The sequence below is a fragment of the Streptomyces sp. NBC_00078 genome (assembly GCF_026343335.1).
GTDB lineage: Bacteria > Actinomycetota > Actinomycetes > Streptomycetales > Streptomycetaceae > Streptomyces.
The window spans coordinates 1,728,570-1,751,022 of sequence record NZ_JAPELX010000001.1; the positions used below are offsets into that span (position 1 = coordinate 1,728,570).

A 22,453-nucleotide genomic window follows, 5' to 3' on the forward strand; every position below is an offset into this window, starting at 1 on the left:
ACCCCACGTCCTCATCTCATGCGGCAGGCCGGGGGTAGCCGGCCTTGCGTCAGCGCTGCGTGGTGTCCGTCGGCTCCGTGACCGGGCGCGAGCTCGTCACGTCGCCGGGGGAGGCCTGGATGGTGCGCTGCGCCGGGGGCTGCTCGTCGGTGTTGGGCGGACCGGCCGGGGTGGCCGTGCTGTTGCCCTCGTCCTTCATCGCCTTGGCCTCGCTCTTGAGGATACGAGCGGACTTGCCGAGCGAGCGCGCCATGTCGGGAAGCTTCTTCGCGCCGAACAGCAGAACGACGACGACGAGGATGAGAATGATCTCGGGGGCGCCGAGCCTTCCGAACATAAGTCTTTACCTTCTCACCGAGGCGGCTGGGGGTGGGGTGCTGTCCGACCGGTCGGACATACGTCCGACTGACCGTGTTGACAGCGATCGTAACGCTCAGGGGTAAACGTGAGGCAATCCCCGTGCGTACTCCCGGTTCGCGGTCCGGGCCTCGTTCTCCGGGCCGCGACCAGCAGCGTACCTGCCAGGGGTGCCCCGGTGACAGGTCGAAGTGACCCAAACCGCCTCCGGCCCAGGACTCACACGCTTGGCACAGCGAGTCTCAGAGGGAGTCCACAGCGCGGGCGGTACTGGCGGCGGCCCGCTCCAGGTCCTCGGCTGCCCGGTTGATACGGCGCGCGGAGTCCGTGACCTGCCTGCCGAGGCGCTGCGCCTCCAGGAACACACGGACGGCGAATACCCCGAGGACGGCGAGACCCAGAAAACCCACAGCTACCGCGAACATCGCCCAGAACATGAGCCGAGCCTAGACGGTTCGGAGAGGCTTCGTCCTCTCGCGGCGGGGCCGAGGGCCCGAGGAAACACAGGCACGGGTGACTCGCTCAATTCGCGCGCTGAACCGTGCCGTGCAGTCGCAGTGTCCTGACCCCGCCGCCGGTCAGCAGCTCCACGATCCGCTCCCCCGCCGGCTTCCGTACCGAGGCGCCGCAGTCGGGGCAGGTGAAGGAGTAGAAGGTGGTGCGGCTCGTGGCGCCGATCACGAGGCGCAGGGCAGCGGCGGCGAGCTCGAAGCTGCCGCGGCACTCCGGGCAGCCCGCCCGGAACGTCACCGGCGACACGCTTCTCATCCCGCCGAAGGCTGCTGCCACCGACATGCCCTGCACATCAGACATCGACGACTCGCTCAAAGGCCCTGCTCCTGCCTGTCGTGCTGTCCGTCCTGAACCGGCTGCCCGCCCTGCGCCTCGACCCCGTCGTACGCCGACAGTGCCTCACGGGCCGCCTGCCGCGCGCTGTCGGCAAGGTCGCGCGGCGCGACGATCCGGCCGTCGCGCCCGAGCCGCAGCGCCAGTCGCCTCAGAGAGGTCGGGTCGGGCGTGCGCAAGGTGATGCGCAGCCCGCCGTCCGCAAGCTCGTCCGCACTGTCATGCGGGTAGTACTCCGCGACCCAGCGACCACCCGGACCGACCTCGACGACGACCTCCGGGTCCTCGGCGGCGGGCTGCACCAACGCCTCCGACAGATCCCTCAGTTCGATCTCGGGCGGCGCCGACGGCTCGTCCAGGATCTTGATCTCGGCGACCCGGTCGAGCCGGAAGGTACGGCGCGCCTCGGACCGGCGGCACCAGGCCTCCACGTACGTGTGCCCGACGCTGACGAGCCGGATGGGGTCGATCTCTCGCTCGGTGAGCTCGTCGCGCGCGGGCGAGTAGTAGCGGATCCACAGACGGCGGCGCTCCGAGATCGCGCGGTCGACGTCGGCGAAGACGCCGCCCTCCGACTCGAAGGTCACGGACAGCCGGGAACTGGCACCCGCCGCCTCGCCGGCCGCGGCCTCCAGCTTGGCGGTGGCCCGCAGCAGCGCCTGCCGGTCGCTCTCCCGCAGGCCGGGCAGGGTGGACACCGCGCGGGCGGCCACCAGCAGCGCCGTCGCCTCGTCGGCGGCCAGCCGCAGCGGCTCCGCTGTTTCCTCACCGAGAGCGGCAGGGTTGTGCCACCAGATGCGCTCGCCGTCGGTGTCGATGTCGAGCAGGTCGCCACCGCGGAAGCTGGTGCCGCACATGGGCAGCACGTCGAGATCGGAGACCAGCTCGTCCTCGGTGATACCGAAGGCACGGGCGACGTCCTCGACCCGGGCTCCGGGGCGCTCCTTCAGATACGTCACCAGCGAGAGCATCCGCCGGGTCTGGTCGATGGCGTTCACGGGCCTGACCGGTTTGCCTGCCACTGTCTTGCTCCGCTCCCCCTCAGCCCTTGGCCACGGCACGCAGCCGGTCCACCACGTCCGCACGCAGCTCGGCCGGCTCCAGCACCACCACGTCCGGCCCGAACTCCACCAGCCAGGCGTCCAGCCCGTGCCCGTACGGAATCTCCAACTCGTCCCAGCCGTCCGCGAGTTCCCGCACCGCGCCGGCCTTCGCCCGAAGGGGGTACCCCGCCCCCGAACGCAGCCGGATCAGCGCGGAGCGGTCGGCGGTCTCCCCCGCCCAGCTCGCGACGGTCTCACGGACCGTCACCACATCGGGGATCTCGGCGGTGAACCGCCCGCTGCGACTGCGCACCTTGCCGGTGATCCGGGACAGCCTGAAGACCCGCTCGGCTCCGCGGTCGCGGTCCCAGCCGGCCAGGTACCAGTGGCCGCGCCAGCACTCCAGCGCCCACGGCTCCACATGCCGGGGCTCGGGGCGAACGGCGGTGGCCTTGCGGTAGTCGAAGACGACCGGACGGCGGTCGCGGCACGCCAGCATCAGCGGCTCGAACGCGGCCTCGTGCACAGGGATCCGGGGCTCCAGCGCGCCGTGCGCCTCGTACGGGTCGACGTCCTCGGGGAGGCCTGCCGCACGCAGCTTCTGCAGGGCGCCACTGGCCGCGCCCGCGAGCCGGGCCTGCTGCCACACCTTGGCCGCGAGACCGAGGGCCGCGGCCTCCTCGGCGTCGAGGGTGATGGGCGGCAGCCGGTTGCTGTCTCGGCGGGCGAGGTAGCCCACCTCGCCGTCGAGGTTCTCGACCGTCTCGATGACCAGGCCGAGTTCGCGCAGATCGTCCTTGTCCCGCTCGAACATGCGGCTGAAGGAGTCGTCGGATCCCGCTTCGAGGTAGGCCTCGATGGACTCACGCAGCTCGCGCTTGCTGAGCGGCCGCCGCGTCCCGAGCAGACACAGCGCCAGGTTCATCAGCCGCTCGGCCTTGGCAATGGCCATCGACGCCCTTCGCCTCCCTATGGTGCTTTACGACGATGACCGTACCGCCCCGAAGTGGCCGGGCAAAAGCCGAGGGCCCATGCCAGACAGGCATGGGCCCCAGGTGATCGGGTCCGGTCGCTGCGGCGATCAGACCCCGACGAGGTCGACCACGAAGATCAGGGTCTCGCCCGGCTTGATCGCCGGCGTCGGGCTCTGGTTGCCGTAGGCGAGGTGCGCGGGGATGGTCAGCTGGCGACGGCCGCCGACCTTCATGCCCTGCACACCCTGGTCCCAGCCCTTGATGACCCGGCCGCCGCCGAGCGGGAAGCGGAAGGGCGTGCCGCGGTTCCAGCTGGCGTCGAACTCCTCGCCGGTGCTGAAGGCAACGCCGACGTAGTGGACGGTGACGGTCTGGCCCGCCTGCGCCACCGCGCCGTCGCCCTCCCAGATGTCCTTGATCTCGAGGTCCGCCGGGGGCTCGCCGCCCGGGAAGTCGATCTCGGGCTTCTCGATGCTCACGTCTCTAGCTCCTGCTTGTCTGCGGAAAGGCAACACGCACAGTCTTACACCCCGAGGACGTCAGATCTTCGCCAGGATGTCGACCGAGAAGACCAGGACGGAGTCCTTCTTGATGCCGCTGCCGGCCGGCGGCTTGTCGCCGTAACCCAGCTTCGGCGGGATGACGATGAGGACCCGGCTGCCGACCTTCTTGCCGGTCAGGCCCTGTGCCCAGCCCTTGACGACCTGCTGGAGCCCGAACGACGTCAGCGCCTTGCGGCTGTACGTCGAGTCGAACTCCTTGCCGCCGTCCCAGAACACTCCCTTGTACTGGACGAGCACGCTGTCCTTCGCCTCGACCACGGCGCCGTCGCCCTCGATGACGTAGTCGGCCACCAGCTTGGTGGGCGCGTCGGTCTTGGGGATGTCGATGGTGGGGGCCTTGCCGTCGGTGTTGGTACCGACCTTCGGCAGGTTCGCGTCGTTCTGCGCGACGTCGCTTCCCTTGGCGGAACTGCTTGCGTTGAACGTGGCCTGGATGTCGGCGACGAACACCAGCGTGTCGGTGCCCTTGATGCCCGCCTGCGCGTTGCCCTGCTTGCCGTAGCCCCAGGTGGGGGGCACGGAGAACACGACCCGGCTGCCGGCCTTCTTACCCGCCAGGGCGTAGCGCCAGCCGTCGATGATGCTGCCTTGGGAGAGCTGGATGAGCAGCGGGGTCTTGCGGTCGTAGGAGTTGTCGAAGACCTTCGCCGTGTCCCAGACCTGGCCGAGGTAGTGGGCCTGGATGTAGTCGTTCTCCGCGACGGTCTTGCCGGCTCCCGCGATGACCGTCTTCACCGCGAGGTCCTTCGACGGGTCGCCGGTGCCCTTGGCGACGGTCGGCTTCTCACCGAACTTCGTACCCGCGGTGATGGCCGGCAGCGGGCCGTCGACGATCTTCGGCGGCGGTGCGGCGGACGTGGCCGACGCTGAGGGCGACGGGCTCTGGCTCTCCTTGGCCTTGCTCGAGTCGGACTTGTCGTCGCCGCATCCGGCGATCGTGACAAGTCCTGCGGGTACGGCGATGAGTAGGGAGCGTCGGCGCACGGTGGGGGCCTCGTATCGGTCGATCTTGTTGATGGCGTGCGCGCAACTCTACGGCGTGAGAAGGGCGCCGCACTGGAAACGTACGGCGCCCGTGTTGCGTTGCGGTCTTTCACCGGAACGCGTTCCTCCCATTGCTCACATTCCTGCGATGAGCTTCTCCACCCGGTCGTCCACGGAACGGAACGGGTCCTTGCACAACACCGTGCGCTGCGCCTGGTCGTTGAGCTTGAGGTGGACCCAGTCGACGGTGAAGTCCCGGCGCTGTTCCTGGGCCCTGCGGATGAAGTCGCCACGCAGCCGGGCCCTAGTGGTCTGCGGGGGAACGGACTTGCCCTCGAAGATCTTCAAGTCATTGCAGATCCGGGCTGCTTGACCCCTCTTCTCGAGCAGGTAGTACAGGCCACGACGACGGTGAATGTCGTGGTAGGCGAGGTCTATCTGCGCGACCCTCGGATGCGACATGGTCATGTTGTGCTTGGCCCGGTACCGCTCGATGAGCTTGTACTTCATGACCCAGTCGATCTCTGTGCCGATCCGGTCGAGGTCCTCGGCCTCGATCGAGTCCAGCGTGCGGCCCCACAGCTCCAGGACCTGCTCCACGGTGCCGGTGCGGATGCCGCGGCGCTCGCAGAAGTCCACGGCCTTCTCGTAGTACTCGCGCTGCACCTCCAGGGCGGAGGCCTCACGTCCGCTGGCCAGGCGCACCTTGCGCCGGCCGGTGATGTCATGGCTGACCTCGCGGATCGCCCGGATCGGGTTCTCCAGGGTCAGGTCCCGCATCACCGTGCCCGCCTCGATCATGCGCAGCACCAGGTCGGTCGCGCCGACCTTGAGCAGCATGGTCGTCTCGGACATGTTCGAGTCGCCCACGATGACGTGCAGGCGGCGGTAGCGCTCGGCGTCCGCGTGCGGTTCGTCGCGGGTGTTGATGATCGGCCTGGAGCGGGTCGTCGCCGAGGAGACGCCCTCCCAGATGTGCTCGGCCCGCTGACTGACGCAGTACACCGCGCCCCGCGGGGTCTGCAGCACCTTGCCGGCGCCACACAGAAGCTGCCTCGTGACGAGGAACGGAATGAGGATGTCCGCGAGCCGGGAGAACTCCCCGTGACGCGCCACCAGATAGTTCTCGTGGCAGCCGTAGGAGTTGCCGGCCGAGTCGGTGTTGTTCTTGAAGAGGTAGACGTCGCCCGCGATTCCTTCCTCGTGCAGGCGTCGTTCGGCGTCCACCAGGAGTCCTTCGAGAATGCGCTCGCCTGCTTTGTCGTGGGTGACCAGTTCGGTCACGTTGTCACATTCGGGTGTCGCGTATTCCGGATGTGAGCCCACGTCGAGATAGAGGCGTGCGCCGTTTCGCAGAAAGACGTTACTGCTGCGGCCCCATGACACGACACGGCGGAAGAGGTACCGCGCCACCTCGTCGGGAGACAGGCGCCGCTGTCCCCTGAACGTACACGTGACGCCGTACTCGTTCTCCAGCCCGAAAATGCGGCGGTCCATGAGTGAACATTACGCCCGATCCCCTGAGCTGAAACGGGGTTCGACGGCACGGTTTGGATCATTTTCCGATGAAGCCGCAACCACCGCACCCCCTGCGGGAGCTGCGAGGACCCGCCCGGTGGCCAGCAGAACCAGCAGGGACACGGCCCCCGCGGCACTCGGCACGGCGAAGCCCCACACCACGCCGCCCCACTCGACGACCGGGCCCGCCAGGCCCGTTCCCACCGACGAGCCCACCGTGAACGTCGTCACGATCCAGGAGAACGCCTCGGTGACCGTCCCGCGCGGCGCATGCCGGTCGACGAGGACGAACGCGCAGGCGAGACAGGGCGCGAGGAAGAGACCGGCGACGGCCGCCAGCGCCGTCATGACCACCGGACCCGGCGTCAGGACGAGCGGCAGGTAACACACCGCCAGAAGCCCCACGAGCACCCGCAGTCGACGCTCAGGCGTACCACCCCACTGCCGCGCGCCGTACGCCGTGCCCCCCACGAGCGCCCCCAGACCGATGGCGGACATCAGCCACCCGTACACCGCGTCCCCGCCGTGGTCGTCCGCGTACGCCACCGCGGCGACCGCGATGGAGCCGAGCGCGATCCCCACGGCCAGGAACGCGCCGAGCAGGACGAGCAGCCCCGGCGAGCGCAGCGCGCCCAGCCAGTGGGCCTCACGCGCCGCCGAACGCCACCCGCGCGAGGGCGGCGACACGGCCACCGACAGGGCGCCCAGCACGCCGACGACGTTGATGAGCACCAGCGCTGCCTGCGCCGACCACAGCGACACGCACAGGGTCACCAGCAACGGGCCGACGGTGAACAGTACTTCCTGGGCCACGGCATCCATCGCGTACGCCGTCTGCACCTGCCCCTCGCCGCGCAGCACCGAGGACCACAGTGCCCGCAGCCCGCCCTCCAGGGGTGGCGTGAACAGTCCGGAGAGCGCCACGCACGCGTACGCCAGCGCCATCGGACCGGTGCCCACGAAGGCGAAGGCGGACATGGCGAGCGCCGAGAGCAGCGCGGCAGGCAACTGGACTCGCGGCTGCCCGTGGAGGTCCACGAGCCGGCCCAGCAGCGGCTGACCCACCGCGTTGGCGACCCCGAACACGGCGGCGAGCCCGCCGGCGAGGCTGTACGTGCCGCCCTCCGCCCGGACGAACAGCACGATGGCGATCGCGGCCACGGCGCACGGCAGCCGGCCCACGAGCGTGCCCGCGAGCAGCCGCGCGGCATGCCTGGTCCTGAGGATCTCCACGTATCCCGCAGCCATGTCCGCTTCCTCTCGCCCGCAGCGCCCGCATCATCCGCGGAAGTTTTACGTATAACGTCGCCTCTCATACGTACCATGTGCGCTGTTCGCCAGTCCAGACGAAGGAGCACTCCGCCGGTGGCACCAGGCAACACCCGCCCCACCAGCCGTGACGTCGCCCAGGCCGCCGGCGTCTCCCAGGCCACGGTCTCCCTGGTCCTCGGCGACAAATGGCGCGGCCGCGTCTCGGAAGCCACCGCGCAGCGCGTCCGCGAAGCCGCACGCGGCCTCGGCTACCGGCCGAACCTCGCCGCCCGCAACCTGCGCCTCGGCCGCACCCGCACCGTCCTCCTCGTCGTCCCCGCCCTCACCACGGAGTTCTTCGCCGGCGTCTACACCGGCGCCGCCCGAGTCGCCGCCGACCACGGCTTCGGCGTGGTCCTCTACCCCTCCCCCGAGGGCATCGGCCCGGCCCGCGACCCCTTCGCCTCCGCCCAGGCCGCCCTGGACGGCGTCATCGCCTCCTCCATGGCCGCCGACGCCCTCACCGCGATCCGCGGCGACCAACTGCCCCTGGTGATGCTCGACAGCGACCCCGGGGGCAGCCTGGGCGCCGCAACGGTGAACCTGGACATCACGGACGGCGTCCGACAGGTCGCCGAACACCTCCTGGGCCTGGGACACCGGCGTTTCCTGCACCTCGCCGCGGACGTGGCGTCCTGGACCTTCGAGGTACGCGCGCGCGAACTGGCCGCCCGGATCGCCACCGTCCCGGGCACGTCCGTACGCACGACCCGCGCCCCCATCTCCATCGAGGGCGCCCTCACCGCCGCCGAAGCAGCCCTGTCGGCACCCGGACCGCGACCCACGGCGCTCATCTGCGACGACGACAAGCTGGCGGCCGGCGCCTACAAAGCCGCCCGCCGCCTCGGCCTGCGCATCCCCGACGACCTCTCCGTCACCGGCCTCGACGACCTGGCCCTCGCCACCGCCCTCGACCCCGAACTGACGACCGTACGCCTCGACGCCGAACTCTTCGGCGAACAGGGCATGCGGGCACTCCTGGCCGTCCTGGAGAGCCGTACGCCCGACGCGGGTGACATCCCCGTCGAACTGGTCGTACGAGGCTCCACGGCACCGCCGAACGCGTCCTGAACGCCTGTGCCCCGGCCGTAGCGACGGCCGGGGCACCCAGGTGAGGACAAGTCAGGGACGGACTACTCCTCGTCCGAACCCTCGGAGCCGTTCTCCGCCTCGGCGGCCGATCCGTCGCCCTCCAGCAGCCGGGAGAGCTGACGGCCGACGATCCGCCTGAACTTGCGCGCCTGCGGACGCGTACGGTCCAGCACCGCGACCTCCAGGCGCTCGGCCGGGATCTCCCGCTCACTGCCGTTCGTGTCGCGAGACAGAGCCTGGACGGCCAGCCTGAGGGCCTCCGCCAGGGTCATACCGTCCTGGTGACGCTGGTCCAGATAGCTGCTGATCTGCTCGGCATTACCACCCACCGCGACCGAACCGTGCTCGTCCACGATGGAACCGTCGTGCGGCAGCCGATAGATCTGATCACCCTCGGGCGTCTCACCGACCTCGGCGACGACCAGCTCCACCTCGTACGGCTTCTCGGCCGCACTGGAGAAGATCGTGCCCAGCGTCTGCGCATAGACGTTGGCGAGACCACGGGCGGTCACATCGTCACGGTCATAGGTGTAACCACGAAGATCGGCATACCGCACACCCCCGATCCGCAGGTTCTCGTACTCGTTGTACTTGCCGGCGGCCGCGAAACCGATCCGGTCGTAGATCTCACTGAACTTGTGCAGCGCACGGGACGGGTTCTCGCCGACGAAGACAATGCCGTCGGCGTACTGCAGCACGACCAGGCTGCGACCACGAGCGATGCCCTTGCGGGCGTACTCCGCCCGGTCGGCCATCGCCTGCTGGGGGGAAACATAGAACGGCGTCGACACCGGTTATCCGTCCCTTTCTTCCGGGAGTTCCGTCGAATTCACGCGATCACCTTGTTAACAGCCGGACGCCGGCCTAAAGCAGCGCGGCCCGCGGGCCGTCGGGCTGCTCCAGCCGCCGCTCCAGCACGGAACGGGCGATCCCGGAGGACTCGTCATCAGTGAGCCGACGGAAGCCGTCCTCGGTGATCACGGTGACGATCGGATAGATCCGGCGGGCGACATCGGGACCACCGGTCGCCGAGTCGTCGTCAGCCGCGTCATAGAGGGCCTGCACCACGAGGGTCGTGGCCTGCTCCTCGGTCAGGTCGCCACGGAAGAGCTTCTTCATCGCACCGCGCGCGAAGACCGAGCCCGAGCCCGTGGCCGAGAAGTTGTGCTCCTCGGAGCGACCACCCGTCACGTCGTAGGAGAAGATGCGGCCCCGCTCGCGGTCCACGTCATACCCCGCGAACAGCGGAACCACCGCCAGACCCTGCATGGCCATGCCCAGGTTGGAACGGATCATGGTCGACAGCCGGTTCGCCTTGCCCTCCAACGAGAGCTGCGCCCCCTCGACCTTCTCGAAGTGCTCCAGCTCCAGCTGGAACAGCTTGACCATCTCGACAGCCAGACCGGCCGTACCCGCGATACCGACAGCCGAGTACTCGTCCGCCGGAAAGACCTTCTCGATGTCCCGCTGCGCGATGACATTGCCCATGGTGGCCCGACGGTCACCGGCGAGCACCACACCGCCCGGGAAGGTCACGGCCACGATCGTGGTGCCGTGCGGCGCCTCGATCACTCCCTGGGTGGGCGGCAGTTGACGCTTCCCCGGAAGCATCTCCGGCTGGTGCTCGGACAGGAAGTCCATGAAGGACGACGACCCAGGCGTCAGGAAGGCAGCTGGTAGACGCCCGGTGCTACGAGTGTTGGCTTCCACGCGATTCCTTCCACGTAAGCAGCAGCCCGCCTTATGGCATCGGGCCGATCCTTGAACTGCCCCAGTGCGGCATTGCAGCTGAAGCAGAGTACGCCTCGGACCCTACCCGTCTTGTGGCAGTGATCCACATGGGCGGCCGGAGCAGACAAACATATGCAGCAGACGCCTCCTTGAGAGGCGGTCAACTCGTCACGTCCGGCTTCCGCGATGCCGTACTGGCGCTTCAGGTGGTCTTGCCGCCCGCGCTCGGCGCGGCAGGTCTTGCAGCGCGTCGGCAGACCGTCCGAAGCGGTCGCGTTGCGATGCCATTCGCTGTGAGGCTTGACCTCGCCGCACGTCCTGCAGAGCTTGTGTCCGGCCGGAACAACCAACTTCTCCCGGACCGGCTTACCCATGACCTCCTGACGGCGCCGGTAGTGCGCGGCGCTGTACTCCGCCACGCACTCCCGGCAATGCACCTGAAGGCCGTCACGCCGATTCCTGTCCCGCGCGAACGCAACAAGCGGCAGGTCCTGCTTGCATTTCCTGCATTGCTTCGCGTTCGGGTCGCCAGCCACCCTCATCCCGCGCAGCCTTCAATTCGAAGGTAAAAGTGGTCCGGTGGCCTTTACTGTCCACCTTTCTGCACGAATGACCGCACGAAATCCTCGGCGTTTTCCTCGAGTACATCGTCAATCTCGTCCAGCACGGAGTCCACGTCGTCGCTCAGCTTCTCCTGGCGCTCCTTGAGGTCTTCGGATGCCTGCGCCTCGGGCGCCTCCTCGACCTCTTCCGTGGAGCGCGTCGCCTTCTGCTGGCCGCCGCCGGTGTCCTTGGTCGCCATAACCCTCACCCCGCTCGGTTCGACGTTCTTGATCAGACCCTACAAGCAGGGTCCGACATCGGCCCCGCAGTTCCTACAACGTACGGCGGCCACCTCGATGATTCCCTGCCACCGGACTTTCCACCCTGTCCGGCGGCCCGGGCACGTGTGCCCGCTCAGCCGCCGGACAGCACCCTGACCAGGTCTTCCGCCGTGCGGCAGCGGTCCAGGAGCTCCTTGACGTGATTTCGCGTTCCGCGAAGCGGTTCCAGGGTTGGGACGCGCTGGAGCGAGTCCCGGCCCGGGAGGTCGAAGATCACGGAGTCCCAGGAGGCCGCCGCGACGTCGTCCGCGTACTGCTCCAGGCAGCGCCCGCGGAAGTATGCGCGTGTGTCCTCCGGCGGCTTCGTACGGGCCCGCTCGACCTCGTTCTCGTCCAGCAGGCGCTTCATCCGGCCCCGGGCCGCCAGACGGTTGTAGAGGCCCTTTTCGGGGCGCACGTCGGCGTACTGGAGGTCCACGAGGTGCAGCCGGGCGGCGTCCCAGTCGAGGTCGTCGCGGCGGCGGTAGCCCTCCATGAGCTCGCGCTTGGCGACCCAGTCCAGCTCGCCGGCCAGGCTCATGGGGTCGTTCTCCAGGCGGTTGAGGGTGTCCTCCCAGCGGGCCAGGACGTCCTTGGTCTGCTCGTCCGCGTCGGAGCCGAAGCGCTCCTCCACGTACTTGCGTGACAGCTCGAAGTACTCCATCTGGAGCTGGACCGCGGTGAGTGTGCGGCCGCTGCGGAGCGTGACCAGGCGCTGCAGCGTCGGATCGTGGGAGACCTGGTGGAGGGTGCGGACGGGCTGGTCCACGGCCAGGTCGACGGCGATGAAGCCGTCCTCGATCATGGACAGGACGAGCGCGGTCGTGCCCAGCTTGAGGTAGGTCGAGATCTCGGAGAGGTTCGCGTCGCCGATGATCACGTGCAGGCGGCGGTATTTCTCGGCGTCGGCGTGCGGCTCGTCCCGGGTGTTGATGATCGGGCGCTTCAGGGTGGTCTCGAGGCCCACCTCGACCTCGAAGTAGTCGGCGCGCTGGCTGAGCTGGAAGCCGTGCTCGTGTCCGTCCTGGCCGATGCCGACACGGCCGGCTCCGGTGACGACCTGCCGAGAGACGAAGAAGGGCGTGAGGTGGCGCACGATGTCCGAGAAGGGGGTCTCCCGCTTCATCAGGTAGTTCTCGTGCGTGCCGTAGGAGGCGCCCTTGTTGTCGGTGTTGTTCTTGTAGAGGTGGATCGGCTGGGCGCCGGGGAGTGCGGCGGCGCGCTCGGCGGCCTCGGCCATGATGCGTTCGCCGGCCTTGTCCCAGAGGACGGCGTCGCGGGGGTTGGTGACTTCGGGGGCGCTGTATTCGGGGTGCGCGTGGTCGACGTAGAGTCGCGCGCCGTTGGTGAGGATCACGTTGGCGAGGCCGATGTCCTCGTCGGTGAGCTGGCTGGAGTCGGCGGCCTCGCGGGCGAGGTCGAAGCCCCGTGCGTCCCGCAGCGGATTCTCCTCCTCGAAGTCCCAGCGGGCCCGGCGGGCCCGGTGCATCGCCGCCGCGTAGGCGTTCACGATCTGGGACGAGGTGAGCATGGCATTGGCGTTGGGGTGGCCGGGGACGGAGATGCCGTACTCCGTCTCGATGCCCATTACTCGCCGTACGGTCATGCGGCCCTCCTTGCCCGGCGCTGCCCTCGGTCGGGGGCGGCGCTCAAGTACCGCTGGCGCTCCGGTGCGTGTGCGGTGCCCGTCCCCGCACTGCGCGACTCGGCGGTACCGAAGAGCCTAGAACGGGTTTGCGCTGGTGGGGAGATCATTTGCGTCATTGCCTTGCTCCAGCCGTGGCCTGAAAAACAGTCGGCTGCGGGTACCCGGTGAGGGCACCCGCAGCCGCCCTGTCTTTTACAGGTACTGCCCGGTGTTCGCCACCGTGTCGATGGAGCGTCCGGTGTCGGCGCCCTGCTTTCCGGTGATGAGGGTACGGATGTAGACGATCCGTTCGCCCTTCTTTCCGGAGATTCGGGCCCAGTCGTCCGGGTTGGTGGTGTTGGGCAGGTCCTCGTTCTCCTTGAACTCGTCCACGCAGGCCTGGAGGAGGTGGGAGACGCGGAGACCCTTGGCGTTGTGGTCGAGGAAGTCCTTGATTGCCATCTTCTTGGCGCGGCCGACGATGTTCTCGATCATGGCGCCGGAGTTGAAGTCCTTGAAGTAGAGGACTTCCTTGTCACCGTTGGCGTAGGTGACCTCCAGGAAGCGGTTCTCCTCGGATTCCGCGTACATGTGCTCGACGGCCGTCTGGATCATGCTCTCGACGGTGGTCGTCTTGCTGCCGCCGTGCTCACCGACGTCGTCGGCGTGGAGCGGGAGGCGCTCGGTGAGGTACTTGGCGAAGATGTCCTTGGCGGCCTCGGCGTCGGGGCGCTCGATCTTGATCTTCACGTCCAGGCGGCCGGGGCGCAGGATGGCGGGGTCGATCATGTCCTCGCGGTTGGAGGCGCCGATCACGACCACGTTCTGCAGGCCTTCGACACCGTCGATCTCGGCGAGCAGCTGCGGGACGATGGTGTTCTCCACGTCCGAGCTGACGCCGGAGCCGCGGGTGCGGAAGAGGGACTCCATCTCGTCGAAGAAGACGATGACGGGCGTGCCCTCGCTGGCCTTTTCCCGGGCCCGCTGGAAGACGAGGCGGATCTGGCGCTCGGTCTCACCGACGTACTTGTTCAGGAGCTCGGGGCCCTTGATGTTGAGGAAGAAGCTCTTGCCGGAGGCCTGGCCGGTGACTTCGGCGACCTTCTTGGCCAGCGAGTTGGCGACGGCCTTGGCGATGAGCGTCTTTCCGCATCCGGGGGGTCCGTAGAGCAGGACGCCCTTTGGCGGGCGCAGTTCGTGCTCCTTGAACAGGTCCGGGTAGAGGTACGGCAGCTCGACCGCGTCGCGGATGGCCTCGATCTGGCCGCCCAGGCCGCCGATCTGCTCGTAGCCGATGTCGGGGACTTCTTCGAGGACGAGCTCTTCGACCTCGCTCTTGGGAACGATCTCGTAGACGTAGCCGGAACGGGGTTCGAGCAGCAGGGCGTCGCCTGGACGGATGTTGACGTCCAGGAGTGGCTCTGCGAGCCGTACCACCCGCTCCTCGTCGGTGTGCCCGAGGACCAGGGCGCGCTCGCCGTCCTCAAGGATCTCCTTGAGGGTGACGATGTCTCCGACGCGCTCGTACTCCATGGCCTCGACCACGTTGAGCGCTTCGTTGAGCATCACTTCCTGGCCGCGTCGGAGCTCTTCGAGCTCGACGCTCGGGCTGACGTTCACCCGGAGCTTGCGGCCGCCGGTGAAGATGTCGGCCGTGCCGTCCTCGTTCGCCGTGAGGAAGACTCCGAAGCCGGCCGGTGGCTGTGCGAGCCGGTCGACCTCCTCCTTGAGGGCCACGATCTGGTCGCGGGCCTCACGGAGCGTGTTGGCGAGTCGCTCGTTCTGTGCGGACACGCCGGCCAGGTTGGTCTGCAGCTCGACGATCCGCTCTTCGAGAATCCTCGTGTGTCGCGGAGAGTCGGCGAGCTTACGTCGCAGGACGGCGATCTCCTGCTCAAGGTAGGCAATCTGCCCGGCCGGGTCGTCGGACCCGCGTCCCGGGCGGATGCCGCGGTTCATGTCGTCGTCGTGGGCTGCCACGGTCCTCACCTCCTCCAAGGGGAGCTGGACGCTTCCAGACCCTACCTGGGTGGGTGTCGATTGAAACCCCTAGATCACAAAGACTGTCGAGGTGTGTCCGATCTTCACCCTTGCGCTCTCCCTCACGCCAGGGGAATACCCACCGAACATGATTGGGAAGCCGCCGGAGGTAGGGTCGAAGTGTTCAACACCCGTCAGAGCTGGCCGGATTCCCGGTTTGGCTCGACATCTGAACGGCAGGAGACATGAGCGTGCAGCAGGAGGCCGGGGCCGGCGATGAGGCGCTGGAGGTCTGGATCGACCAGTCCCTGTGTACCGGTGACGGCATCTGTGCCCAGTACGCGCCCGAGGTGTTCGAGCTGGACATCGACGGGCTGGCGTACGTGAAGGGCTCGGACGACGAGCTGTTGCAGGCGGAAGGGGCCACAACGGCCGTGCCGCTGCCGCTTCTCACGGACGTGGTGGACTCGGCCAAGGAGTGTCCGGGCGACTGCATCCATGTGCGGCGGGTTTCGGACCGGGTCGAGGTCTACGGTCCGGACGCCGAGTGATCCTTCGGGTGCGTTCTGTTACTGCTGTCTGATATCTCACACGCGGCTTGCGTGGCTCAGACGCTGTGTGCGCCGGCGGGTGTCGAGCGCACGAACGCGCCGTTCGCCCACTGCCACTTCGCACTGTCCGTGACGTCGGGGCAGCAGCGGGGCACGTCGTTCGACGAGTAGCCGAGGAGCGTGGCGAGGACGTTGCCGTCGCGGATGGTGAAGTCGCTGACCGTGTCGCCGATCTTGGGGTCGACCAGGGTGGCCACTACGCGGGCCTTGTCGTCGGCACCCGCGCGCGTGATGACGTAGACGCCGTCGGGCGGGGTGCCCATCGGGGCGTCGCAGTGCACCACGGCCACGGTCTCGGGGTTGCCGTCGCCGTCGAGGTCGCCGGTGGCCTTCTTCTGCACCACGGCTTTCACCGGGCCGCAGGTGATCGGGAAGTCGACGCCCGTGGTGCCGGGTGCGGTGGCTGCGTGGGCGGTCCCGGTGCGGGTGTCGGCCGGCTGGGCGGCCGTCGCCGGGTTGGGCTGCAGCAGCGAGGAGAGGGCCATCACGCCCGTGACGGCCGTGGCGGTGGCGACCCAGTGGATCGGGCGGGTGTCCGTGTGTGCCAGTTCCGGAACGGCGGATTGCTGCACTAGGAGCGTCTCCTGTGAGGGCTGTGCCGGTGGGGGTGGCCTGCATCGTGCCACACGTCACAGCGCGTCGGAACGGTGGGGTCCGAGGTGCCGAACACGGGTCGCCCGGATTGGGTGGTTTGTGGCGGAGTGTCAACAGAAAGGCGCTGCAGTCGAGTTCCGGTGGGTTTCCGGGAACTCGACCGCAGCGCCGATACGTTGGCTGCGGTACGCGGTCGCGTCAGCGGCCGCCCCCGTCGGCGTTCGGGCCGTCGTAGTCCTCGCCGTAGGCGCCCTTGGAGGGGCGGCGGCGGCGCATGGGGGGCTCGACGCCGTCCGCGAGGCGGCGGGCGGTGAGCAGGAAGCCGGTGTGGCCGATCATCCGGTGGTCGGGGCGGACGGCCAGGCCCTCGATGTGCCAGTTGCGGATCATCGTCTCCCAGGCGGTCGGCTCGTTGAAGCAGCCGATCTCGCGGATGGACTCGACGGTCCGGGCGAGCTGGGTGGTGGTGGCGACATAGCAACACACGATGCCGCCGGGGACGAGTGCCTTGGAGACGGCCTCAAGGCATTCCCAGGGGGCGAGCATGTCGAGGATGACGCGGTCGACCTCGGTGTCGGAGAGGTTGTCCTGGAGGTCGCCGACGGTGAGCTGCCAGGCGGGGTGCGGGCCGCCGAAGTAGCGCTCGACGTTCTGCTGGGCGATCTCGGCGAAGTCCTCGCGGCGCTCGTAACTGTGGAGCATGCCCTGGTCGCCGATGGCGCGCAGCAGGAAGCTGCTGAGCGAGCCGGAGCCGACGCCGGCCTCGACGACGCGGGCGCCGGGGAAGATGTCGGCGAAAGCGAGGATCTGCCCGGCGTCCTTGGGGTAGACGACGGCTGCGCCGCGGGGCATGGACAGGACGTAGTCGGGGAGCAGGGGGCGCAGCGCGAGGTAGGCGACGTTCCCGGTGGTGCGGACAACGCTGCCCTCGGGAGCACCGATCAGTTCGTCGTGCGGGAAGGAACCCTTGTGGGTGTGGAAGTTCTTCCCGTCCTCGAGCGTGAACGTGTAGTGGCGGCCCTTGGGGTCGGTCAGCTGAACCTGGTCCCCGACCTTGAAGGGCCCGCGCCTGCGGGCGGCACCGGTCGGTTCGGACATGTGAACAGCCTACCGGGATTTGGCGGGGCCGCCGACCACTAGGACGGCCTGGCCATGGCCTTCACGAAGGCGCGCTCGACGTCGGCGGCGGACAGCACGCCGTAGATCTCGCCGGTCTCCTCGACCACCAGGTACTCGGTGGCCGGGGTCGCTCGCAGGACGTCGAGGAGGTCCTCCCCCGCGAGTTCCGCGGAGACGCGCATGCCGTCGGTGAGGTCCTGGGCGAGGCCGCTGACGGCGACCCAGGGGCGACGGTGTTCAGGGACGCCGACGATGGCAGCCTCGCGGACGAGGGAGAGGGGGTTGCCCTCGGGGTCGACGACGACCAGGGCTCGGGCCCCGGCCGCGTTGGCGCGGCGCAGCGCCTCGGACAGCGGGGTGTTCGTCTCCACGGGGACGGCGCGGCGGGTGAGCTTACGGGCGCGCAGATCCGGCAGGTGTTCCCGGAGCCGGGCCATCCGGAGGCTGTTGCCGGCGCCCGTCCAGATGATGGCGGCGAGGATCGCGGCGAGCAGGGCGTCGGTGACGGTGTCCATGCCGACGCTGTCCTCGGCGGTGGAGCCGAGGGCGCCGGACTGGGTGAGCAGCGGGAGGCCGATGAGGACGGAGACGGCAAGAGCGCGGCCGACCCAGGCGGCGGCGATGGTGCCGCTCATCGGGCGTCCGGTGATCTTCCAGACGACCGCGCGGAGCATGCGGCCGCCGTCGAGGGGCAGGCCGGGCAGGAGGTTGAAGACGGCCACGATGAGGTTGGAGATCATCAGGCCGGCCAACAGGACGCCGGGGACGGTGCCGGGCTCGACGGGCTGCAGGGCGACGTAGAAGAGGCCTGCGAGGACCAGGGAGAGCAGGGGGCCGACGAAGGCCAGGACGAACTCGCGGCCGGGGGTCTCGGCCTCCTTCTCGATCTCGGAGACGCCGCCGAAGAACTGGAGTTGGATGCGGCGGACCGGGAGTTTGAAGCGCAGGGCGGCGACCGTGTGGGCCAGTTCGTGGATGAGGACGGAGGCGTAGAAGGCGACCGCGAAGAAGAGGGAGACGAGGTAGCGGGCGGCGCCCAGTTCGGGCAGCACGCGGTCGAGCTGGCCGCCGAACACCCAGGTGATCAGGGCGGCGACGAGAAACCAGCTGGGCGCCACGTACACGGGCACGCCGAAGGGCCGGCCCATGAGCAGGCCGCCTCGGGGGGATTCGGGGCGGTGGGGCGGGGGGTTCTTGGAGGTGCCGGAGTGGGCGAGGGCGCGGTCGCCGTGCTCGGGCGGGTGGGTGCCCGGGTGGTCGTCGGTGCCCATGGTGTCGACGGTGGGTTCGTCCGTGGAGCTGTTCCCCGCCGTGTCGTGGCTCGCCGAGACGTGGTCCACGGGGGTCTTGTCCGTGGGGTTGTCGGCGGGGCTGTCGGTGGGGTTCGCTTCCGGGGCTGCGCCGTGGGGCCCGGCCGGGCCGGCGGCGTCGCCTTCGGTGGTGCCGTCGTCGTCGCCCTCGGTGGCTTTCGTGGGCTGGTCGTCGGCCGGGGTGGGTGTGGGGGCGGCCGGGGTCGCGGACCCCGCGTGGTGCTCGGCCGGCTCGTCCCTGCCGGACCGCGGCTGCCCGCTCCCGCCGCTCTCGTCCACGATGTCCCCTCGTTCGAAGCGTCTTCCGCGCCTGCCGGGCGGAAGGGGTCTCGGGTCGATGGTATGCGGCCGTCGCGACGCGTTCCGCCCCGGCACCCCCTGTGTTTCCACAGGCGTCGCACCGGTCGCGGCCGCGGCTGGGTTCACTGTCAGTGGCGGGCCGTATGGTCTGGGACATGGAGACGAGCGCGGAGGGCGCGGCGGAGGCCCAGGGCAGCGGTACGGCGCAGGCGGCTGCGCCGGTGACGGCGGAACCGGCGGCATTGGCGGTCGAGGTGGACCCGACGGCCGTGGTCGCCGAGGCCGACTCGACGGCGGTCGTGGTCGAGGTGGACCCGACAGCAGTGGTCGTCGAGGCGGACCCGATGACAGCGGTGATCGAGGCGGACCCGGCGGCGGGCGACGCGGCCGGCGCGAACCCGCGTTCGGCCATAGCGCCCGCCAGTCTGTCGCCCTCGCGGGCCAGTGACTTCATGCAGTGCCCCCTGCTCTACCGGTTCCGCGTGATCGACCGGCTGCCCGAGAAGCCGAGCGAGGCGGCGACGCGGGGCACGCTGGTGCACGCGGTTCTGGAGCGGCTGTTCGACGCGCCGGCCGTGGAGCGGACAGCGCCGCGTGCCAAGTCCCTGATCCCCGCCCAGTGGGACCGGCTGCGCGAGACGAGGCCGGAGGTGGTGAAGCTGTTCGAGGACGATCCGCAGGGCGAGCGGCTGGCTCGCTGGCTGGGCGAGGCGGAGCAGCTCGTCGAGCGCTGGTTCACCCTGGAGGATCCGACCCGGCTCGAGCCCGCCGAGCGGGAGTTGTGGGTCGAGGCCGAGCTGGAGTCCGGGCTGACGCTGCGCGGGATCATCGACCGGGTCGACGTGGCGCCCACCGGCGAGGTGCGGATCGTCGACTACAAGACGGGCAAGGCGCCCCGGCCCGAGTACGCCGAGGGCGCGCTGTTCCAGATGAAGTTCTACGCCCTGGTGGTCTGGCGCCTGAAGAACGTCGTCCCGAGGCGTCTGCAGCTGGTGTATCTCGGCAGTGGGGACGTCCTGACCTACGATCCGGTCCTCGCCGACCTGGAGCGCGTCGAGCGCAAGCTGCTCGCACTGTGGGAGGCGATCCGGCAGGCGACGGAGTCGGGGGACTGGCGGCCGCGGCCCACCAAGCTCTGCGGCTGGTGCGACCACCAGGCGCACTGCCCGGAATTCGGCGGCACTCCTCCGCCCTATCCGCTGCCGGTGAGGGCGGCCGAGTCGGCAGACGTCACGCAGGGCAGAATGGGGCCGGACTAGCGAAGGAGACTTACGTGGCCATCCGCGTCCTACTGGTCGATGACCAGCCGCTGCTGCGTACCGGCTTCCGGATGATTCTGGAGGCCGAGCAGGACATTGCGGTCGTCGGCGAGGCCGGAGACGGCCTCCAGGCTCTCGACCAGGTGCGGGCCCTGCAGCCCGACGTGGTTCTGATGGACATCCGTATGCCCCGCATGGACGGGGTGGAGGCGACCCGGCAGATCACCGGTCCCGAGCGGGACGGCCCGGCGAAGGTGCTGGTGCTGACCACCTTCGACCTCGACGAGTACGTGGTGGAGGCGCTGCGGGCGGGTGCCAGCGGCTTCCTGCTGAAGGACGCGCCGGCCAATGAGCTGGTGCAGGCGATCCGGGTGGTGGCCGGTGGCGAGGCCATGCTCGCGCCGAGCATCACCCGGCGGCTGCTCGACAAGTACGCCACGCATCTGCCCTCCGGCGACGAGCCCGTGCCGGACACACTGCACACGCTCACCGACCGTGAGGTGGAGGTGCTGAAGCTGGTGGCCCGCGGGCTGTCCAACGCCGAGATCGCGGCCGATCTCTTCGTCAGCGAGACCACCGTCAAGACGCACGTCGGCCATGTACTGACCAAGCTGGGGCTGCGCGACCGTGTGCAGGCCGCGGTGTACGCGTACGAGAGCGGGCTGGTGCGCCCCGGCGCGCAGTAGGCGTCGTGGCGAACAAGGGCGCCCCCCTCGGGGGAGGGGGGCGCCCTTTCGCGTGCACCGGTCTCTGCGTGGTGGTCTCGGTCGTTCAGTCCTTGCTGAGTTCCCAGAAGCGGAAGACCGTCGAGGCGTCGAGGCAGTACTCGAGGCCGTAGACGTTCTCGCGGGTGACCGCGTACTGCTTGGCCTGCCAGACCGGGAGGACGGGCAGCTGGTCGGCGACGATGTCCTGCAGCCTGCCGTAGTCGTTGTCGGTCGCGGCGCGGTCGCTCTCGGCGGCGGTGCGCGGGATGAGCGTGCCGGTGATGGTGTTGTTGCTGTAGTTGTTGCTCAGCACGTTGCCGTGGCCGAAGAAGGGGGCCGTGAAGTTGTCGGCGTCCGGGTAGTCCGGCACCCAGCCCTTCACGTACACGCCGTACCTGCCCTTGGCGATGTCCTTCTCGTACTGGTCGAAGGCGACGGACTTCACGTCGGCGTCGAAGAGACCGCTGTCGTTGAGCTGCTTCGCTATCGCCTTCAGTTCCTGGTCGGTGGCCGGACCGTAGCGCGAGGGGGTGGACCACAGGGTCAGTTTCACCTTGCCGGTGATGCCCGCGCCCTTCAGGGCGGAGGCGGCCTTGGCCGGGGAGGGACTGGCGCCGTAGGTGTCGAAGAAGGCCGTGTTGTGGCCCGCGATACCGGCCGGGATGATCGAGTACAGCGGGGTGGCGGTGCCTTCGTAGACGTCCTTGATGAGGGCGTCGCGGTCGATCAGGTAGGCGATGGCCTTGCGTACGCCGAGCTTTCCGGCGACCGGGTCGTGCATGTTGAAGACGAGGTGCTGGACCTCAGCGCTGCTGCCCTCGACGACCTCGGCCTTCGAGCTGTTGTCGGCGTTCTGGATGTCGGCGATGTCGCCTGCGCTGAGGCCTCGGTAGGCGATGTCGATCTTGTTGGCCAGCAGGTTCTTCTTCAGGGCTGACTGGTCTCCGTGGAAGAACTTCAGCGTGACGCCGGAGTTCTTCACCTTCGCGGTGCCCTTGTAGCTGTCGTTGACGGAGAGGACGGCCTTGTCGTCGCCGAACGAGTCCAGCTTGTACGGGCCCGAGCCGACGGCCTCGCCGTCCTTGCGCAGCCCGTCGGCGTCGTACTGCTTGTGGTCGACGATGGAGCCTGCGCCGGAGGCGATCTTGCTGGGGAAGGTGGCGTCGGGGACCTTCAGGCGGAAGACGACCGTCTTCTCGTCGGGCGCCTCCACCTTGTCCAGCATGGGGAACATGATCGCCGGGCCGGCGGCGTCGTTGATCTTGAGCGTGCGATCGAAGGAGAACCTGACGTCCTCGGAGGTGAGCGCGTCACCGTTGCTGAACTGGAGGCCGTCCCTCAGTGTGCACCTGTAGACCGTGGTCGACGTGTCCGTGAATCCGCACGACCTGGCCGCCTCCGGCTGGGGCTCCGTACCTCCGTTGGGAAAGCTGAGCAGCGACTGGAAGACGTTGTTGAACAACAGCCAGGAGCCGGGGTCGTAGCCGGAGGCGGGGTCGGTGGCCAGGACGTCGTCGGACATTCCCATGACCAGGGAGGAACCGGTTCCCCCGGCATCGCCGCTGCCCGTTCCACAGCCGGTCAAAAGGCCGGAGGCCAGCCCTGCCACTACGGGCAGGACCGGCCACTGGTTGCGCATATTCACTGCAATGCCTTCTCATCGG

23 protein-coding genes are annotated in these 22,453 nt (G+C 68.9%); 4 read left to right on the forward strand and 19 right to left on the reverse strand.

What is annotated here, in order from left to right:
- Positions 1 to 49: 49 nt before the first annotated feature.
- The 9 genes from tatA to OOK07_RS08060 form a co-directional block, all read right to left on the reverse strand.
- The gene (gene tatA, locus OOK07_RS08020) at positions 50 to 337 is read right to left on the reverse strand and encodes a Sec-independent protein translocase subunit TatA (RefSeq protein ID WP_266795705.1); all 288 of its coding nucleotides are present in this window, start codon (positions 335 to 337) and stop codon (positions 50 to 52) included.
- Positions 338 to 599: 262 nt separating this feature from the next.
- Complete coding sequence (locus tag OOK07_RS08025) at positions 600 to 794, reverse strand: hypothetical protein (RefSeq protein WP_266678268.1); 195 nt, start codon at positions 792 to 794, stop codon at positions 600 to 602.
- 85 nt (positions 795 to 879) lie between these two features.
- On the reverse strand, positions 880 to 1,185 hold the full coding sequence (locus tag OOK07_RS08030) for a hypothetical protein (RefSeq protein WP_266678270.1): 306 nt from the start codon (positions 1,183 to 1,185) through the stop codon (positions 880 to 882).
- Positions 1,182 to 2,225: a helix-turn-helix transcriptional regulator gene (locus tag OOK07_RS08035; RefSeq protein WP_266678272.1), complete on the reverse strand. Its 1,044-nt coding sequence runs from the start codon at positions 2,223 to 2,225 to the stop codon at positions 1,182 to 1,184. The genes OOK07_RS08030 and OOK07_RS08035 overlap by 4 nt, the downstream gene beginning before the upstream one ends.
- Positions 2,226 to 2,244: 19 nt before the next feature.
- Positions 2,245 to 3,198, reverse strand: a complete 954-nt coding sequence (locus OOK07_RS08040; protein ID WP_266678274.1) for a helix-turn-helix transcriptional regulator — start codon at positions 3,196 to 3,198, stop codon at positions 2,245 to 2,247.
- Positions 3,199 to 3,327: 129 nt separating this feature from the next.
- Complete coding sequence (locus OOK07_RS08045; protein WP_124002700.1) at positions 3,328 to 3,699, reverse strand: FKBP-type peptidyl-prolyl cis-trans isomerase; 372 nt, start codon at positions 3,697 to 3,699, stop codon at positions 3,328 to 3,330.
- A gap of 60 nt (positions 3,700 to 3,759) precedes the next feature.
- Complete coding sequence (locus tag OOK07_RS08050; RefSeq protein WP_266678278.1) at positions 3,760 to 4,767, reverse strand: FKBP-type peptidyl-prolyl cis-trans isomerase; 1,008 nt, start codon at positions 4,765 to 4,767, stop codon at positions 3,760 to 3,762.
- Positions 4,768 to 4,902: 135 nt separating this feature from the next.
- Positions 4,903 to 6,264 carry a Pup--protein ligase gene (pafA, locus tag OOK07_RS08055; RefSeq protein WP_093909061.1) on the reverse strand — a complete coding sequence of 454 codons (1,362 nt, stop codon included), beginning with the start codon at positions 6,262 to 6,264 and terminating at the stop codon, positions 4,903 to 4,905.
- Between the two features lie 9 nt (positions 6,265 to 6,273).
- Positions 6,274 to 7,533 carry an MFS transporter gene (locus OOK07_RS08060; RefSeq protein ID WP_266678280.1) on the reverse strand — a complete coding sequence of 420 codons (1,260 nt, stop codon included), beginning with the start codon at positions 7,531 to 7,533 and terminating at the stop codon, positions 6,274 to 6,276.
- A 117-nt stretch (positions 7,534 to 7,650) separates the two neighbouring features.
- On the opposite strand from OOK07_RS08060, the gene OOK07_RS08065 reads away from it, so the two are divergent.
- Positions 7,651 to 8,667 (forward strand): LacI family DNA-binding transcriptional regulator, encoded by a 1,017-nt coding sequence (locus tag OOK07_RS08065; RefSeq protein ID WP_266678281.1) that lies wholly within the window; start codon positions 7,651 to 7,653, stop codon positions 8,665 to 8,667.
- Positions 8,668 to 8,729: 62 nt separating this feature from the next.
- Here the strand turns inward: OOK07_RS08065 and prcA are convergent, their stop codons facing one another.
- The 6 genes from prcA to arc all read right to left on the reverse strand — a co-directional run bounded on the left by prcA (position 8,730) and on the right by arc (position 14,889).
- Positions 8,730 to 9,479: a proteasome subunit alpha gene (prcA, locus tag OOK07_RS08070; protein WP_266678283.1), complete on the reverse strand. Its 750-nt coding sequence runs from the start codon at positions 9,477 to 9,479 to the stop codon at positions 8,730 to 8,732.
- 73 nt (positions 9,480 to 9,552) lie between these two features.
- On the reverse strand, positions 9,553 to 10,398 hold the full coding sequence (gene prcB / locus OOK07_RS08075; protein WP_266795707.1) for a proteasome subunit beta: 846 nt from the start codon (positions 10,396 to 10,398) through the stop codon (positions 9,553 to 9,555).
- On the reverse strand, positions 10,350 to 10,961 hold the full coding sequence (locus OOK07_RS08080) for an endonuclease VII domain-containing protein (protein WP_266678287.1): 612 nt from the start codon (positions 10,959 to 10,961) through the stop codon (positions 10,350 to 10,352). Before OOK07_RS08080 ends, prcB begins: the two co-directional genes overlap by 49 nt.
- A gap of 44 nt (positions 10,962 to 11,005) precedes the next feature.
- Positions 11,006 to 11,221, reverse strand: coding sequence for a ubiquitin-like protein Pup (locus OOK07_RS08085; RefSeq protein WP_030606474.1), 216 nt, complete (start codon positions 11,219 to 11,221; stop codon positions 11,006 to 11,008).
- Between the two features lie 155 nt (positions 11,222 to 11,376).
- The gene (dop, locus tag OOK07_RS08090; RefSeq protein ID WP_353962164.1) at positions 11,377 to 12,888 is read right to left on the reverse strand and encodes a depupylase/deamidase Dop; all 1,512 of its coding nucleotides are present in this window, start codon (positions 12,886 to 12,888) and stop codon (positions 11,377 to 11,379) included.
- 234 nt (positions 12,889 to 13,122) lie between these two features.
- Positions 13,123 to 14,889 carry a proteasome ATPase gene (gene arc, locus OOK07_RS08095; protein WP_266678290.1) on the reverse strand — a complete coding sequence of 589 codons (1,767 nt, stop codon included), beginning with the start codon at positions 14,887 to 14,889 and terminating at the stop codon, positions 13,123 to 13,125.
- Between the two features lie 245 nt (positions 14,890 to 15,134).
- On the opposite strand from arc, the gene OOK07_RS08100 reads away from it, so the two are divergent.
- On the forward strand, positions 15,135 to 15,440 hold the full coding sequence (locus OOK07_RS08100; RefSeq protein WP_266678292.1) for a ferredoxin: 306 nt from the start codon (positions 15,135 to 15,137) through the stop codon (positions 15,438 to 15,440).
- A 56-nt stretch (positions 15,441 to 15,496) separates the two neighbouring features.
- Here OOK07_RS08100 and OOK07_RS08105 read toward each other — a convergent pair whose 3' ends face one another.
- From OOK07_RS08105 to OOK07_RS08115, 3 genes are all read right to left on the reverse strand, one after another.
- Positions 15,497 to 16,072 (reverse strand): hypothetical protein, encoded by a 576-nt coding sequence (locus tag OOK07_RS08105; RefSeq protein ID WP_266795709.1) that lies wholly within the window; start codon positions 16,070 to 16,072, stop codon positions 15,497 to 15,499.
- Between the two features lie 220 nt (positions 16,073 to 16,292).
- Entirely contained in the window at positions 16,293 to 17,192 is a 900-nt protein-coding gene (locus OOK07_RS08110) for a tRNA (adenine-N1)-methyltransferase (protein WP_266678296.1), read from the reverse strand.
- A 38-nt stretch (positions 17,193 to 17,230) separates the two neighbouring features.
- The gene (locus tag OOK07_RS08115) at positions 17,231 to 18,802 is read right to left on the reverse strand and encodes a site-2 protease family protein (RefSeq protein WP_266795711.1); all 1,572 of its coding nucleotides are present in this window, start codon (positions 18,800 to 18,802) and stop codon (positions 17,231 to 17,233) included.
- A gap of 176 nt (positions 18,803 to 18,978) precedes the next feature.
- Here OOK07_RS08115 and OOK07_RS08120 point away from each other — a divergent pair, with 176 nt between their 5' ends.
- Positions 18,979 to 20,082 carry a RecB family exonuclease gene (locus OOK07_RS08120; protein ID WP_405672612.1) on the forward strand — a complete coding sequence of 368 codons (1,104 nt, stop codon included), beginning with the start codon at positions 18,979 to 18,981 and terminating at the stop codon, positions 20,080 to 20,082.
- A 14-nt stretch (positions 20,083 to 20,096) separates the two neighbouring features.
- The gene (locus OOK07_RS08125; protein WP_053673884.1) at positions 20,097 to 20,768 is read left to right on the forward strand and encodes a response regulator; all 672 of its coding nucleotides are present in this window, start codon (positions 20,097 to 20,099) and stop codon (positions 20,766 to 20,768) included.
- 85 nt (positions 20,769 to 20,853) lie between these two features.
- On the opposite strand, the gene OOK07_RS08130 is transcribed toward OOK07_RS08125, so the two are convergent.
- Positions 20,854 to 22,434: an ABC transporter substrate-binding protein gene (locus OOK07_RS08130; RefSeq protein WP_266678301.1), complete on the reverse strand. Its 1,581-nt coding sequence runs from the start codon at positions 22,432 to 22,434 to the stop codon at positions 20,854 to 20,856.
- Positions 22,435 to 22,453 lie beyond the last annotated feature (19 nt).

Bases quoted from the DNA above. Each gene is read 5' to 3' on its own strand.
- OOK07_RS08085 (WP_030606474.1), bottom strand. From the start codon at position 11,221: ATGGCGACCAAGGACACCGGCGGCGGCCAGCAGAAGGCGACGCGCTCC.
- OOK07_RS08120 (WP_405672612.1), top strand. From the start codon at position 18,979: ATGGAGACGAGCGCGGAGGGCGCGGCGGAGGCCCAGGGCAGCGGTACG.
- tatA (WP_266795705.1), bottom strand. From the start codon at position 337: ATGTTCGGAAGGCTCGGCGCCCCCGAGATCATTCTCATCCTCGTCGTC.
- OOK07_RS08100 (WP_266678292.1), top strand. From the start codon at position 15,135: ATGAGCGTGCAGCAGGAGGCCGGGGCCGGCGATGAGGCGCTGGAGGTC.
- OOK07_RS08080 (WP_266678287.1), bottom strand. From the start codon at position 10,961: ATGAGGGTGGCTGGCGACCCGAACGCGAAGCAATGCAGGAAATGCAAG.
- OOK07_RS08110 (WP_266678296.1), bottom strand. From the start codon at position 17,192: ATGTCCGAACCGACCGGTGCCGCCCGCAGGCGCGGGCCCTTCAAGGTC.
- OOK07_RS08040 (WP_266678274.1), bottom strand. From the start codon at position 3,198: ATGGCCATTGCCAAGGCCGAGCGGCTGATGAACCTGGCGCTGTGTCTG.
- OOK07_RS08025 (WP_266678268.1), bottom strand. From the start codon at position 794: ATGTTCTGGGCGATGTTCGCGGTAGCTGTGGGTTTTCTGGGTCTCGCC.
- dop (WP_353962164.1), bottom strand. From the start codon at position 12,888: ATGACCGTACGGCGAGTAATGGGCATCGAGACGGAGTACGGCATCTCC.
- OOK07_RS08060 (WP_266678280.1), bottom strand. From the start codon at position 7,533: ATGGCTGCGGGATACGTGGAGATCCTCAGGACCAGGCATGCCGCGCGG.
- pafA (WP_093909061.1), bottom strand. From the start codon at position 6,264: ATGGACCGCCGCATTTTCGGGCTGGAGAACGAGTACGGCGTCACGTGT.